At 67.5% G+C, this 14,627-nt stretch carries 13 protein-coding genes and 1 riboswitch; of the genes, 6 read left to right on the forward strand and 7 right to left on the reverse strand.

The annotated features are described in order from the left end of the window. Positions 1-14 precede the first annotated feature (14 nt). A riboswitch (SAM riboswitch) is annotated at positions 15-128 on the reverse strand. Between the two features lie 91 nt (positions 129-219). After that, positions 220-1,305: an isochorismate synthase gene (locus tag ACWDPV_RS02860; RefSeq protein WP_449741669.1), complete on the forward strand. Its 1,086-nt coding sequence runs from the start codon at positions 220-222 to the stop codon at positions 1,303-1,305. Between the two features lie 967 nt (positions 1,306-2,272). Here the strand turns inward: ACWDPV_RS02860 and ACWDPV_RS02865 are convergent. The 3 genes from ACWDPV_RS02865 to ACWDPV_RS02875 are packed head-to-tail and all read right to left on the reverse strand — an operon-like array spanning position 2,273 to position 4,441. After that, positions 2,273-3,472 carry an O-succinylhomoserine sulfhydrylase gene (locus ACWDPV_RS02865; RefSeq protein WP_348809769.1) on the reverse strand — a complete coding sequence of 400 codons (1,200 nt, stop codon included), beginning with the start codon at positions 3,470-3,472 and terminating at the stop codon, positions 2,273-2,275. A gap of 43 nt (positions 3,473-3,515) precedes the next feature. Next, positions 3,516-3,929: a rhodanese-like domain-containing protein gene (locus ACWDPV_RS02870; RefSeq protein WP_348809770.1), complete on the reverse strand. Its 414-nt coding sequence runs from the start codon at positions 3,927-3,929 to the stop codon at positions 3,516-3,518. Further along, positions 3,926-4,441, reverse strand: coding sequence for an Rv0361 family membrane protein (locus tag ACWDPV_RS02875; protein WP_449741670.1), 516 nt, complete (start codon positions 4,439-4,441; stop codon positions 3,926-3,928). Before ACWDPV_RS02875 ends, ACWDPV_RS02870 begins: the two co-directional genes overlap by 4 nt. Before the next feature lie 211 nt (positions 4,442-4,652). Here ACWDPV_RS02875 and ACWDPV_RS02880 point away from each other — a divergent pair, with 211 nt between their 5' ends. Continuing rightward, positions 4,653-6,044 carry an FAD-dependent oxidoreductase gene (locus ACWDPV_RS02880; RefSeq protein WP_449741671.1) on the forward strand — a complete coding sequence of 464 codons (1,392 nt, stop codon included), beginning with the start codon at positions 4,653-4,655 and terminating at the stop codon, positions 6,042-6,044. A gap of 141 nt (positions 6,045-6,185) precedes the next feature. Here the strand turns inward: ACWDPV_RS02880 and ACWDPV_RS02885 are convergent, their stop codons facing one another. Further along, positions 6,186-6,728, reverse strand: a complete 543-nt coding sequence (locus ACWDPV_RS02885) for a hypothetical protein (protein WP_449741672.1) — start codon at positions 6,726-6,728, stop codon at positions 6,186-6,188. A gap of 188 nt (positions 6,729-6,916) precedes the next feature. On the opposite strand from ACWDPV_RS02885, the gene ACWDPV_RS02890 reads away from it, so the two are divergent. The 3 genes from ACWDPV_RS02890 to ACWDPV_RS02900 are packed head-to-tail and all read left to right on the forward strand — an operon-like array spanning position 6,917 to position 9,941. Then, complete coding sequence (locus ACWDPV_RS02890) at positions 6,917-7,951, forward strand: FecCD family ABC transporter permease (protein WP_449741673.1); 1,035 nt, start codon at positions 6,917-6,919, stop codon at positions 7,949-7,951. Next, positions 7,948-9,060 carry a FecCD family ABC transporter permease gene (locus tag ACWDPV_RS02895; protein ID WP_449741674.1) on the forward strand — a complete coding sequence of 371 codons (1,113 nt, stop codon included), beginning with the start codon at positions 7,948-7,950 and terminating at the stop codon, positions 9,058-9,060. Before ACWDPV_RS02890 ends, ACWDPV_RS02895 begins: the two co-directional genes overlap by 4 nt. A 56-nt stretch (positions 9,061-9,116) precedes the next feature. Continuing rightward, a complete protein-coding gene (locus tag ACWDPV_RS02900) occupies positions 9,117-9,941 on the forward strand; it encodes an ABC transporter ATP-binding protein (protein ID WP_449741890.1) in 825 nt (274 codons plus the stop codon). A gap of 6 nt (positions 9,942-9,947) precedes the next feature. On the opposite strand, the gene ACWDPV_RS02905 is transcribed toward ACWDPV_RS02900, so the two are convergent. The 3 genes from ACWDPV_RS02905 to ACWDPV_RS02915 form a co-directional block, all read right to left on the reverse strand. Next, the gene (locus tag ACWDPV_RS02905) at positions 9,948-10,427 is read right to left on the reverse strand and encodes a DUF456 domain-containing protein (protein ID WP_449741675.1); all 480 of its coding nucleotides are present in this window, start codon (positions 10,425-10,427) and stop codon (positions 9,948-9,950) included. 10 nt (positions 10,428-10,437) lie between these two features. Next, entirely contained in the window at positions 10,438-12,171 is a 1,734-nt protein-coding gene (gene purT, locus ACWDPV_RS02910; RefSeq protein ID WP_449741891.1) for a formate-dependent phosphoribosylglycinamide formyltransferase, read from the reverse strand. 466 nt (positions 12,172-12,637) lie between these two features. Next, positions 12,638-12,976 (reverse strand): UBP-type zinc finger domain-containing protein, encoded by a 339-nt coding sequence (locus ACWDPV_RS02915; RefSeq protein WP_348809777.1) that lies wholly within the window; start codon positions 12,974-12,976, stop codon positions 12,638-12,640. 52 nt (positions 12,977-13,028) lie between these two features. On the opposite strand from ACWDPV_RS02915, the gene ACWDPV_RS02920 reads away from it, so the two are divergent. Continuing rightward, on the forward strand, positions 13,029-14,624 hold the full coding sequence (locus ACWDPV_RS02920) for a Na+/H+ antiporter (protein WP_348809778.1): 1,596 nt from the start codon (positions 13,029-13,031) through the stop codon (positions 14,622-14,624). The last annotated feature ends 3 nt before the right edge of the window (positions 14,625-14,627 follow it).

The raw sequence follows: 14,627 nt of genomic DNA on the forward strand, positions 1-14,627 counted from the left end.
CAAAGGCTCCTTGGAATCCACGCTTGCCGTGCCCGGTCGGTACACGGCCAGGTCGTCACCCGGAGCACCCCACCGCGGAGGAGGGTTGCCGGCCAGCTAGCCGGGGCTTGTCGCTGGCACTCATGACCTGCACCAAGGGTGGCCTACGGCGCGCAAGGGTGTCAATTTTCACTCAGCGTGAGCGAAAGGCCGCGGCCCGTCGTCGCCTAAGTTGGTTGGGTGCCCGTCTCCGATACCCACGCCGCGTCACCGTTCGTCCTGTCGCGGCCGCACGGGACGGTGCGAGCGCGCGGCGTGCGGACGCGATTCGCCGACGCCGACGACGCCGCGACCCGGCTGCGCAGCGGCGCCGTCGATGCGGTCGTCGGGGCGGTGGCCTTCGATCCCTCGGCCCCGTCGGCGCTGTTCGAGCCGGTGACGCTGTCCCATGAACCGACTCCGCTCGCCGGGAGCCGACCACCGCGCCGGACGCTGATTTCGTCGGAGCAGATTCCCGATTCGGCCACCCATCGTGATCGGGTGCGTGCCGCGTTGTCGGCGATCGCCTCCGGCGCATTGGCGAAGGTCGTCCTCGCCAGAATGATTCGGGCTCAACTGGATTCGCCGGTCACGGTCGACGGGCTGCTGGCCGCACTCGCCGGCGGCAACAGCGAACACAACGCCTTTGCCGTCGACACCGGCACCTCGTGGCTGCTCGGCGCGAGCCCGGAACTGTTGCTGCGCAAGGACGGTCGCGAGGTGACGTGCCGGCCATACGCCGGTTCGGCGCCGCGCTCGGCCGATCCGGAGGCCGACCGGGAGTCCCGCGAGAAGCTCGCGGCGTCGGAGAAAGATCACCGCGAGCACGCGTTCGTCGTCGAGCACCTCCGGGATCGCCTGGCACCGTTGTGCCGCGAACTCGCGATCCCCGATGAGCCGCAGTTGTTGTCGACCGGCGAGATGTGGCATCTGGCGACCCCGATCCGGGCGATACTCGACGACGACGCCGTCGGCGCCCTGGATCTTGCGATCGCGCTGAGTCCGACACCGGCGGTCGGCGGCACACCGAGCGAGGTGGCCACGGAATTCATTCGCGCACACGAGGAACCGCGCGGGTTGTACGCCGGTGCGGTCGGGTGGGCCGACGCGGCCGGCAACGGCGAATGGATGGTGACCATCCGGTGCCTGGAACTCGAGCCCGACCTCCGTTCCTTCCGCAGCTGGGCGGGTGGCGGCATCGTCGCCGACTCCGACCCCGATGCCGAACTCGCCGAGACCACCGCGAAACTCCTAACGGTATTGCGGGCGTTGGGTATCGAGGACTGACTCGCCGCGTCGAGTGGGCGCCCTTTCCCGTCGAGTGGGCGCACTTTCCCGTCGAGTGGGTGCCCTTTCCCGTCGAGTGGGTGCCCTTTCCCGCCTTGCATCGCGAGTTCTCGGGACACCCCGACGCGGCAGGTGAACTCCCGATTGTCGAGGGCGCGCACCGAGTCGGCATCGATGACGCCGTACCCGTCGAGATAGCCGGGTTCGTCATCCTCAGCGTCGAGGGTGGATTGGTCGGCGACCACGAAGATCGATGCGCGGGCGGCGGCACAGGTAGCGGCGGTGGGGCGCGGTGTTCGGGACCAGTACACAAACAGCTTGCTGCGGATCGGGCTGGGCGGACCCCGACTGGGCGGAGGCCAACTCTGTGCCGGCGACCACAGGTGCGTCGACTGGGATCGCAGGATCTGCTGGATCCTCGCCCATGCCATCGTCAGTGCGAGCACCGCCAGGAACCACGTCGGAATCGCGTTGCTCCTCACACACCGGAGACCGACCGCCAATCGGTCCTGCCCCTGGGTCAACGCGATCAACGCATCGGCACGACGCTGCGCCATCGACCGCCGATCCGCTGACTGCGGCGAAGCCCTGGCTCGACGCCCGCCGGATACACCCGGAAGAGCACAGACGAGTTCATCTGAACCAGAACCACTTTCACGCACCTCGGCCCCACCCGGAACTCCCGGGTGGGGCCGTTGCATATCGACCGAGGCCAGCCGATCAGATCCACATCCACAGCCACTGACGGCTGCGCGGGTCGTAGCGACGCACGCGGCGACGACGCTGGACGCGGACGGGATTGTTGTTGCGGCGAGGTGCGGGCATGATGAACTCCTGTGTTCATAGACGTGAGATCCGCTGTGTGCGTTTCTCTCTGACGTCTTCCACGATGCCGGTCCACCCTTGCGGTGCCGTGCACACGACCTGCCAGATTGCTGCGCGACCGCAAACCGCGGCCACACATCGGTCAGCCCAGTGCCTGATCCAGGTCGCCGAGGAGGTCGTCAATGCCCTCGAGGCCCACCGACAGCCGAACCACCGAGTCACCCAACCCGATCGCCGCCCGACCCTCGGGTCCCATCGCCCGATGGGTGGTGGTCGCGGGGTGGGTGATCAGTGACTTGGAGTCGCCCAGGTTGTTCGAGATGTCGATGACGCGGAGTGCGTTGAGCACGTCGAAGGCGCGTTTCTTGCCCTTGACACCGCCCATTTCGGCCAACTCGAAGGTGACGACGGTGCCGCCACCGGACATCTGCTCCTTGGCGAGCTCGTACTGCGGATGTGATTGCAGGAACGGGTATTTGACCCACCCCACCCGCGGATCGTCCTCCAGGAACTGCGCGATTCGCAGTGCCGAGGCGACCGACGCGTCGACGCGCAGGCGTAGGGTCTCCAGACCCTTCACCAGCGTCCACGCGTTGAACGGGCTCAACGCAGGACCGGTGTGACGCATCAGCGTCTGCACCGGGCCGTCGATGTACTCCTTGGTGCCGAGCACCGCACCACCCATCACGCGGCCCTGCCCGTCGATATGCTTGGTGCCCGAGTAGACGATGACGTCGGCCCCGAGTTCGAGACCACGCTGCAGCAACGGGGTGGCGAACACGTTGTCCAACACCACCTTTGCACCCGCGGCATGCGCCAGCTCGGACACCCGCGCCACGTCGACGAGGGTCTGCATCGGATTCGACGGGGTTTCGAAGAACACTGCGTCGGCCGGCGTGGACAACGCCTTCTCCCACTGGGAGAGATCCTCACCGTCGACGAATTCCGTTGTCACACCCCAGCGCGGCAGGATCTCGTTGGCCACCACGAAGCACGAACCGAACAGGCTGCGTGCCGCTACCAGCCGGTCCCCGGCCTTCAGCAGCGCACCGAGAGAGACGAAGACGGCGGCCATTCCACTCGCGGTGGCGAAACACGCCTCGGCGCCCTCGAGTAGCCGCAGCCGCTCCTGAAACATCTCGACGGTCGGATTTCCGTAGCGGGAGTAGACGAATCGTTCGTCCTCACCGGTGAAGGCACGCTCGGCGGCCTCGGCGGAGTCGTAGACGTACCCGCTCGTCAGGTACAGGGCCTCCGACGTCTCGAAGAAACCGGATCGATCCAGTCCGCCGCGGACCGAGATGGTCTCCGGCGAAACACCAGGTGGCAGTTCGCGACTCACGACTGCCTCCACTCTGCACGGTCGGCCGGCTCGCTCGTTTCGCTCACGACTGTCTCCACGGAAGATCCTGGGCCCGCCAACCGGTGGAACCACGATGATCGAATTCGTCGAGCGCACCCTCGAATCCGTCGAGCACGTTGTAGGCGAGGGAGACCCCGTCGGCGGTGGCCGCCTCGGCCGCACCGATCGACCGGTGACCCGAACGGCAAATGAAGATGACCTCGTCGTCATCGGCGATGCCCGCGTCACGCAGTTCGGCGACGAACGCCTCGTTGGGGGTCCCGGCGGGGAAGGTGGTCCACTCGACGAAAATGGTCTGCTTCTCCAGGACCTCCAGGTCGGGCACACCCACGAACGACCACTCGGCGCGCGTGCGACAGTCCACCAACTTCGCCTTGGGATTGTTCTCGAGCTTCTCCCAGGCCTGCTGCGGGGTCAGATCTCCGGCATAAGTCATGCCTTGCACACCTTCCAGTTCCCGTTCTCCCGAAGCACCACGACGTTCGTCGTCTGCTTCTCGTCGGATTTCTTGTCGAATTGCCAATGTACTGTCGCCGTCGCGCGGTCACCGGAGACGCTGACATCGCTGATCTCCGGAATCACGATCCGTCCGTTGGCCTCCAGTGACTTCTGGTTCTCGGCGGTGAACTCCGCCTCGGACGGAAAGTCACTCGCATTCAGATCGGCGGCGCAGGTGTGATCGCGGAACTCCGCGTAGTCGAGGTTGTTACGCGCGGTGTAGAAATCGTTGATGCCGTACTGGACCTGCGCCGGTTCACTGGCCCGTTCCTCGGCCGGTCGGATCAGATACGACAGCGAGATCCCCAGCACCGCCACACCCACGACGATCAACGCCAACAGAAACGGCCAGGCCTTGCGCCACGACGGCACCCCGGCACCCGGGTCGTCGGCACCGAGATCGTCACCGACGGTCTCCGGTGCGGACTTACGAGGTGCGCGTTTGGCCATGGTGGCGAGTGTATCGCCGCAGTTCTCGCCGGTTTCGAGGGCCTTGTCGCCGGATGCGCTCGATCACACGTCGCCGCCGCGAGTGAGGTCACCCTAACCCGAGATTTTGGGTACGGCCCACCAACGCCTACCGTAGAGGGGATAAGCGTCGACGCATCGCTGACCTCCCGCGCGCGTCGAAGACAGACGAGAACGAGGTAGACGACACCTTATGACCGATCAGAGCCGCCCGCTGCGCGTTGCCATCATCGGGGCCGGTCCCGCCGGGATCTACGCCGCCGATGCGCTGATGAAGTCCGACACCGCCAAGGATCGCGGTGTCAGCATCGACCTCTATGAGCGGATGCCCGCGCCGTTCGGCCTGATTCGCTACGGCGTCGCACCCGATCATCCCCGCATCAAGGGCATCATCACCGCCCTGCACAAGGTACTCGACAAGCCGCAGGTCCGCCTGCTCGGCAACATCGACTACGGCACCGACATCACCCTCGACGAACTGAAGTCGCTGTACGACGCGGTGATCTTCTCCACCGGCGCCACCGACGACCGCGGACTGCAGATCCCCGGCGTCGACCTCGATCGTTCCTACGGCGCCGCGCAGTTCGTCGCCTGGTATGACGGCCACCCCGACTTCCCCCGCGAATGGCCGCTGGACCAGGAGAAGGTCGCCGTCATCGGCGTCGGCAACGTCGCACTCGACGTCGCGCGCGTGCTCGCCAAGACCGGCGACGAACTGCTCCCGACCGAGATCCCGGACAACGTCTACCAGGGACTCAAGGCCAACAAGGCCGTCGAGGTGCATGTCTTCGGACGACGCGGACCGGCGCAGGCCAAGTTCACCCCACTCGAGCTCAAGGAACTCGACCACTCGCCGAACATCGAGGTCATCGTCGACCCGGAGGACATCGACTACGACGAGGGTTCAGCCGTGGCCCGTCGCGGATCGAAGATCACCGACCAGGTGGCCACGATCATCGAGAACTACGCGATGCGCGAGCCCAAGCAGGGCGCCATCCATAAGCTGTTCCTGCACTTCTTCGAAAGCCCCATCGAGATCCTCGGCGAGGACGGCAAGGTCGTGGGTCTGCGCACCGAGCGCACCCAGCTCGACGGCACCGGCAACGTCAAGCCCACCGGCAAGCACACCGACTGGGACGTCACCGCCATCTACCGCGCCGTCGGCTACCTGTCGGACAACCTGCCGGAGATCCCGTTCGACACCCAGGCCGGCGTCATCCCCAACGAGGCCGGACGCATCTTCGACGAGGGCACCCACCTCGTGGGCCTGTACACCACCGGTTGGGTCAAGCGCGGTCCCGTCGGCCTGATCGGCCACACCAAGGGCGATGCCAACGAGACCGTCGAGTGCATCATCGAGGACATGACCAACGGCGTGCTGAACACGCCGTCGAGCCCGTCCGAAGACGCCGTCATCGAACTGCTCGAGTCCAAGAGCATCCCGTTCACCACCTGGGACGGCTGGTACCGCCTCGACGAGCACGAGCGGTCCCTCGGCGCCGAACAGGGCCGCGAGCGCATCAAGGTCGTCGAGCGTGAGGACATGCTCGCCGCGTCCGAGCCCGGCAAGGTGCAAAAGGCCTGACTCCGTCAGGGATTCAAACAAATACCGAAGGTGGCGGAAGAATCTTCTTCCGCCACCTTTGTTTTCGCACCGGGGAACTGTTCGCCAGAGAACACAAAACCCGCGGAAGAAGGTTCTTCCGCGGGTTCGGTGTGTGAAAGATCAGTTCGTCGCCGACGGCGGCGTGTTGACCGTCCCCGGAGTTCCCTGCTGCTGCCGGACGTTGGCCCAGAAGCCGAAGTTGTTGGTCACGTCCTCGACCTCCTGACCGATCGTGTAGCCGGAGATCGACGACGGGAAGCAGGCACGCCAGGTCGTCTCGAGCTGCGCCGGCTTGAAGGCCTGACCCGGCAAGAGTTCGCCGACTTTGGTATCCCGCGCGGTCGCCGGCGCGGCACCCGCCGCGATCGCCTGAGCCTTGGTGCGCTTGGGCACATAGATCGGACCGCCACCGAGTTCGGTGATGCTCACGTTGTGCATGGTCATGCCACCGATATTTCGCACGGTCATCCACCGGTGCATACGCCAGCCGGGAAGGTTGTCCCAGGTGGGCCCCCAGCCCTTGAAGTAGCAGTCCACCCCGCCGAACAGTGCGAGGTTACCCGGCGTCGCGGCCTGCGCCTCACCTGCGGCGACCATCGAGCCACTCGCAATACCCGCCGCGACGGCCACACCGGCCACCAGGCGCTTCAGCGTCTTCTTCATGTCGACTCCTTCTTCGTCGATGTGACCCGAAGGTCATGAACCAGGCGGCGCTGCGCGCCAAATCAGTTACGTCCAGGTTTATCGCAACCTCACAGGTAACCGTTACTGCTTTTTAAGAATTGTGTCCGGTCAGTACCCGGACCGTCACCCGATTCGCCGAAATCGAGTGTCAGGTAAGGTAACCCTTCGTGCGACGACTGACGGGGCTGGTGACCATCGTGGCCGTCCTGTTCGTCGCGGTCATCGGCTCGGTCCTGATTGGTACGCGCGAGATCCCGTATGCCACCACCTGGGACAGCCTGACCAGCGGCTCCGCCCAGATCTGGCACGGCCTGATCCACTTCACCGCGCCGCATATCGACACATCCACCGACGTCTCGGGGATCGTCTGGGACCTCCGCGTACCGCGGACACTGCTCGGGTTGGTCGTCGGCCTGGCAATCGGCGCGGCCGGCGCGATCACCCAGGGTCACACTCGTAACCCGATCGCCGACCCGGGCATGCTCGGCGTCAACGCCGGCGCCGCGTGCGCGGTGGTGACCGGGGTCTACATTTTCGGCATCTCCTCGCCGCTGGCATACATGGGGTTCGGACTGCTCGGCGCGATCGTCGCGTCGGCGGCCGTCTTCGGTGTCGCCGCACTCACCGGCACCGGCCCGGTGACCCTCGTCCTGGCCGGCACCGGCCTGTCGGCGATGCTGGTGGCCATCGCGTCGGCGATCGTCCTCACCGACACCCAGTCGCTGGACGCCTGGCGCTTCTGGAGTGTCGGTTCGACGTCCGGCCGCTCCATCGACGTGTTCTGGGCGAGCCTGCCGTTCATCGTGATCGGCCTGATCCTGGCGATGGCCAGCGGCTTCTTTCTCAATCTGCTGTCGTTGGGCGACGACATGACCAAGGCACTCGGATCGCGGGTGCTGCTGATCCGTGGCGTCGGCATCCTGGGTATCACTCTGCTGATCGGCGCGGCCACCGCCGCCTGCGGCCCGATCGTCTTCCTCGGACTGGTCGTCCCGCACATCGCGCGTGCGATCACCGGGCCGGACTACCGCTGGATCATCCCGTACTCGGCACTGATCGGCGCCGCGCTGCTGCTGGTCTGCGACATCATCGGGCGCGTCGTCGCGCGACCCGGTGAGGTGCAGGTCGGTGTGGTGCTGGCCTTCGTCGGCGCCCCGTTCCTGATCGCCATGGTCCGACGGACGAAGTTGACGAGCGTATGAGCACCGATACGACGCCCCACCCCGTCGCCGCCGACGCGGCGCCCACAAGCACCGCCCGTCGTATCGTCCGGTTCGGCCCGACGTCGTGGGTGATCCGGCCCCGGGTGCTGATCACCGTGACCTGCTCGCTGGTGATCGCCGTCGTGCTGTTCCTGCTCAGCGTCACCATCAGCGAGTACCCGGTCACCCCGATCGACGTGATGCGCATCCTGCTCGGTGGTGGCACCCGCATCGAGAACGTCGTCATCCTCGACGACGCGGTGCCACGTGCGGCCGTGTCGGTGCTCGTCGGGTTCGCTCTCGGGATGTCGGGCTCACTGACCCAGCTGATCGCGCAGAATCCGCTCGCCACCCCGGACATGCTCGGCATCACCGCCGGCGCCGGCGCCGCAGCGGTGGCCGCGATCGCCTTCGGGACCAGCTGGGGAGCTTGGTTCGCCGAACTCGGCGTGCCGATGGCCGCGCTTGTCGGCGGTCTGGGAACTGCGGCGCTGATGTATCTCCTCGCGTGGCCCGGCCGAAAGGCCAATCACGCCATCAATCCGTTGCGGCTGGTGCTGATCGGCGTCGGCATCACCTGGGTCCTGCAGGCCGGCACCTCCTACCTGTTGACCCGCGCGGAGATCCGCGACGTCGCACGCGCCCAGACGTGGCTCGTCGGCTCGGTGGCCAACACCTCGTGGTCGAGTGTGTGGCCGGTGGCGATCGCCGTCGTGCTGGCCGTCGTCGGCGTCGGGGTGCTCGCCCGGCAGGTCGACGCGATGAGCCTCGGCAACGATCTCGCGCGATCCCTCGGGGTCCGGACGTTGGCGGTCTCCTCGGCGATCCTGCTCATCGCCGTGATCGTGGCCGCCCTCGCCGTGTCGGCGGCCGGACCGATCGCCTTCGTCGCACTTCTCGCCCCTCAGATCGCGATGCGCATCACCGGCAGCGCCGTCCCCACCCCCGTCGCGTCGGGTGCGATAGGTGCGATCCTCGTCGTCGCCGGCGACATCGCGTGTCGCACCCTGCTGCCCTCCGGCCTGCCGGTCGGCATCGTCACCGCCGCGATCGGCGGCCCGTTCCTCATCTATCTGATGGTCACGATCTCCCGAAAGGCCACCGTATGACCAGGCCCCGCGTGAACGATCGCAGCATCGCCGCCCCACCGATGGGCGGCGCAGACATGACCCGCCTGTCCGCACGCGACCTCGTCGTCGGCTATGACGAACGGGTCATCATCGACCGACTCGACATCGACATCCCCGACGCCGCGATCAGCACCATCATCGGCCCCAACGGTTGCGGCAAATCGACGCTGCTGCGCTGCCTTGCGCGTCTGTTGCCTGCCCGATCCGGCACGGTGTTTCTCGACGGCGCCGACATCACCACGATCAAACCGAAGACCGTCGCCCGCACCCTGGGCATTCTGCCGCAGAATCCCGTTGCGCCCGAAGGGCTCACGGTCGAGGATCTGGTCGCGCGGGGTCGTCATCCCTATCAGAAGTGGTATCAGCAGGCCTCCGCCGAGGACGAGCGGGCCGTCGCCGAGGCGCTGGAACTGACCGCCACCGCCGACCTCGCCGATCGCACCCTCGACGCCCTCTCCGGCGGGCAACGCCAACGGGTCTGGATAGCCCTCGCCCTCGCCCAGGGCACCGACCTGCTGCTGCTCGACGAACCGACCACCTACCTCGATCTGGCGCACTCCCTCGAGGTGCTCGATCTGGTCCACTCCCTCAAGACCGACCACGGCAAGACCATCGTGATGGTCCTGCATGACCTCAACCTTGCTGTGCGATACAGTGATTCACTATTTGTGATGAAGGACGGCGGACTGGTGCATTACGGCGTGCCCGACGAGGTGATCACCACCGACCTCCTCGACGACGCGTTCGGCCTGCGCGCCCGGATCGTCCCCGATCCGGTGTTCGGCGGCCCGATGATCGTGCCGATCGGAACGCACAGCGCCCGTGGGGTTCCCGGCCTGCGCAAGATTCCCAGCGCCTGAGGGCACTCAGACCGCGATCGCGCCCGCCAGCCACACACCGGATGCCAGCAACGCACCGAGCAGTTCGATCCCGATGGTGACCGCCGATGCCTTGGTGGCACCGACGGTGCCGCGCCATGCGGCCGCGGTGCTGCGGGTGCGGATCAACTCGGAAACCATTGCGCCGGCGATGAATCCGATGAACAGGCCGATCACCGGGATGACGAAGAACCCGACGATACCCACCACGGCGCCGACGAGGACGGTGCGGTTGGGTATCTCGTGGCGCCGCATGACCCGGCCGGCCAGCACGTACTTGATGACCTCACTGGTGGCGATCAGGACCGCGGCGATCCCGAAGATCAACCATGCCCAACCGCCGACGACGATGGCCCACACCAGAATCGACACGACCACCACCAGGGTGCCGGGCAGTACCGGCACCACGATGCCGAGCAGACCGATCAGGATGCAGACACCGACGATGACGTCGCCGTAGAGCGGCATGGGCGAGGCGTCAGTCGACCTGTGCGGGAGACGATTCGGCACCCCGAGGTGCCGGTGCCGGCGCGGCCGCCGGTGGACGCGCAGCGGGCGGACCACCCGGACCCGCGGGCGGACGAGGAGCCATCGGCGGACGGGGACCGCCCGGCGGCGGGCCGACGCGGGGTCCACCGGCGTGCGGTCCACCCTGCGGAGCACCCGGCCCCGGCCCCTGCGGACCACGCGGCGCCGGACCACCAGGACCGACCGGGCCTCCCGGACCACCGGGACCGACCGGCGGTCGCCCGGCCTGTGGTGCCATCTGCTGTGGACCCGGTCGTGGTGGCGCGCCCGGTGGCGGACCCGCGGGTCCGCGGGATGCGGCACCGGCGGGCGCGGTCGGCGGCATCGGCGCGGGTACGCCGTGACGGGCCGGTCGGCCGGGAACGGGCGTGACGATCGAGGCGGCCTGCACGGCACGTTCGCGGGCGGTGGCCACGTCGTCGGCGGTTGCGGTGATCACGCCGACGCGGCGCCGATGGAAACTCTCCGGCTTGCCGAACAGCCGGATGTCGGTTTCGGGCACGGCCAGCGCCCGCGCGACGTTCTCGAAGCCGATGGCCTTCTCGTCGAGTTGGCCGTAGATGACCGCGGATGCGCCCGGGGAGGCCAGCGTGACGTCGACGGGCAGACCGAGGATGGCGCGCGCGTGCATCTCGAACTCGCTCAGCCGCTGCGTCGCCATCGTCACCAGGCCGGTGTCGTGCGGGCGCGGACTGACCTCGGAGAAGTACACGTCGTCGCCCTTGACGAACATCTCGACACCGAAAATACCTCGGCCACCGAGCTTTCCGTCACCGAGTGCGGTGGCGATGCGGGCCGCGATGGAGGTGGCCGCGCCCAGCGCGTCGGGCGTCATGTCGTGGGGCTGCCAGCTCTCGACGTAGTCACCGTTGACCTGCTTGTGACCGATCGGGGCACAGAAGTGCGACATCAGTTTACCGGTGGCCGGATCGATGGCCCGGACCGTCAGCAGGGTGATCTCGAAATCGAATTCGACCCATCCCTCGACGATGACCCGCTCCCCGGCGACGCGGCCACCGGTGGTGGCACGTTCCCAGGCCGAGTCGATGTCGGCGGCACTCTTGAGGATGGTCTGGCCCTTGCCCGACGACGACATGACCGGCTTGACCACGCACGGGAACCCGATCTGCTTGACCGCGACCGCCATTTCGTCATGCGAGCCGGCGAACAGGTACGGGGAGGTCGGCAGCCCGAGATCCTCATCGGCCAGCCGGCGGATGCCTTCCCGGTTCATCGTCGCCACCACCGCCGACGCCGTCGGGATGACCTCGGCCAGCTTGCGATCCTCGATCGATTTCAGCGCGTCGGTGGCGATTGCCTCGATCTCGGGAACGACGTAATGCGGGCGGTACTTCTGTACCAGCGCGTGAATGGCGGCGCCGTCGGTCATGTCGACGACCTCGGCGTGATGGGCCACCTGATGCCCGGGCGCCCCCTCGTAACGGTCGACGGCGATCACCTCGACGCCGAGCCGCTGGAACGCGATGACGAGTTCCTTGCCGAGTTCACCCGCGCCGAGCACCATGACGCGCGTCGCCGTCGGCGACAGCGGGGTACCCAGGATGTCGGGCGGCCCGACGGGTGATTCCTTCGGCCCGGACACTGCCTGCACCTGCGTCGGCGCCTGCGATGCCGCGACCTCGGCGGCGTCGGCTGCGGCCGGTACCGCCGGCTCCTTGCCCATTGTCGCCGGCTCCGTGCCCATTGCCGCCGGCTCCGTGCCCATTGCCGCCGGCTCCGTGCCCATTGCCGCCGGCTCCTTGGCCATCGTCATCGGCTCCGGTGTCGACTCCGCGACCACCGGCTGCGCCGCGGGTGCGGATTCCGCCTCGGGTCCCGACTCCGCCGCGGGGGCGGATTCGGTCACCGACAGCGGCGTGTCGATACCCGGTCCCGAGGGCACCGCTGCGGCGTCCGGTGAATCCGTCGACGGTTGCGGCACCTGCACGACGGGCGCCTGGGCCGGCGGGGCACTCGGCGCGGCGGCCTCGGTGCGCTGCGGCTCCTGAGGCGATGCACCACTCTCGGTGTTCGAGGTCATTCCCGGATTCTACGTGGCGTCACCGAGCGCGGTCATCGACACCACACTCGGTGAACCGGGAGTCGATATGGGGCTGTGACCTGCAGGGACGCCGGACCATCACGGCCGGTCAGCCCATCACCTGGTGGACGTAGCACCAACGCCACACTTCTCCGGGTTCCGCCGAACGCATGACGGGGTGGCCCGACGCCGCGAAATGCGCGGTCGCGTGCTTACGTGGCGACGAGTCACAGCAGGCGATATGCCCGCATTCCAGGCACTCACGCAGATGCGACCAGTGCTGCTCACCGAGTTCGACACAGTCCTGGCATTGGTCGCTACGGCCGTTCTCCGGCGGCGGGTCGCCGGCCGGATCGGCACCGTAGCGGGCGAGTTCCGGGCAACGGTCGCCCGTCGCCCCGGCGCCCGCCGCGTCGTCGCTGCGGTTTCCACGTCCAAACAATCGCATTCATCCATTATCGCCACTGTGACGCGGCCACACCGGTGCTACGTTCGTCCGAGTGAGCGCCTCACTCCTGCTCGTCGCGGCGGTGTCGCTCGCGATCGCCGCGCTGTGTCGTCATTTCGGTCTGTCCGCTCCGCTGGTACTCGTCGCGGTCGGTCTGGCCCTCGGATGGATCCCGGGTCTGCCCGAGGTGACCCTGGAACCCGATTTCGTGCTGTTCGTCATCCTGCCGCCGCTGCTGTACTCGGCCGCGCAGGACAGTTCGTATCAGGAGATACGGGCCAATCGCCGATCCATCGGTCTGCTGGCCGTCGGCCTGCCGCTGTTCTCGACGGTGCTGGTCGGGCTGGTCGCCTGGTGGAGCATCCCGCACGTGCCACTGGCCGCCGCCCTGGTGCTCGGTGCGATCGTGGCGCCGCCGGACGCGGTGTCGGCGCAGGCGATCGGGCGCAAGGTGGGCCTGCCGCGGCGCATCATGACGTTGCTGGGGGGCGAGAGCCTGCTCAACGACGCGACGGCGCTCACCGCGTTGCGCGTCGCCGTCGCCGCGGCCGTCGGGATGACCACGACCGTGTGGAACGGCATCTCGACGTTCCTGCTGGCCGCCATCGGCGGACTCCTCGTCGGCCTGGCGATCGGCTACCTCACCTCGTGGGTGCGCGGCTGGCTCACCGACCCGACCATGGAGACCGCGATCGGCATCATGGTGCCATTCGGCACCTACTTCGTCGCCGAGGAGTTCGGAGCGTCCGGGGTGATCGCGGTGGTCACCGCGGGCCTGCTGCTCGGACAACGATCGGTCCGCGAGGGCTACCAGACCCGCCTGCAGGACGAGGCGGTGCGCAAATCCATCGACGCCGTCCTCGAGGCATTCGTCTTCCTGCTCATCGGCCTGCAACTGCCCGACCTGGTCGACGGACTACACGGTGAGTCGTGGGCCCAGATCGCCATCGACGCCGTCGTGGTACTCCTCGCGGTGATCGTGGTGCGCTTCATCTGGGTGTATCCGGCGACCTATCTGCCGCGGCTGCTGTCACGCACCATCCGGGAACGCGAGCCGTTCCCGAAGCCGAGTTGGGTATTCATCGTCGGCTGGGCCGGAATGCGTGGGGTGGTGTCGCTCGCGGCGGCGTTCGCGATCCCGCTGACCACCAACTCCGACGCCCCGTTCCCGGCGCGGGCGGAGATCATCTTCCTCACCTTCGTCGTGGTGGTGGGCACGCTGCTGATCCAGGGCACCACGCTGCCGTGGATCATCCGACGTCTCGGTGTCGCCGGCGACGACGCCGCCACCGAACGCCTGGCCTATGCCGGCGCACAGGACCGGGCCTCGCGCGAATCCGAGGCGCTGCTCGATCAGATCGAGGCGCAGATGGCACCCGACGACGTCCGTCGGCATCAGATCGGGATGCAGCGCAAATGGGTGACCACGCAACGGAATACGGCGTGGGAGGAGCTCGGCCGGGGACCCGATGCCATCGGCGAGAGCCCCACCGCGGCCGGCAACCGCATCCGCGGCAAGATCCTCGCGGTGCAACGCAAGGTGTTCATCGAGGAACGCGACGCCGGCCGCATCGACGACGAGGTGCTCCGGATGGCGTTGCGGCGGTTGGACTTCGCCGAGGGATACACCGACCGCAGCGACAGCTGAGCG

This window comes from Gordonia sp. NPDC003504 (assembly GCF_053587995.1).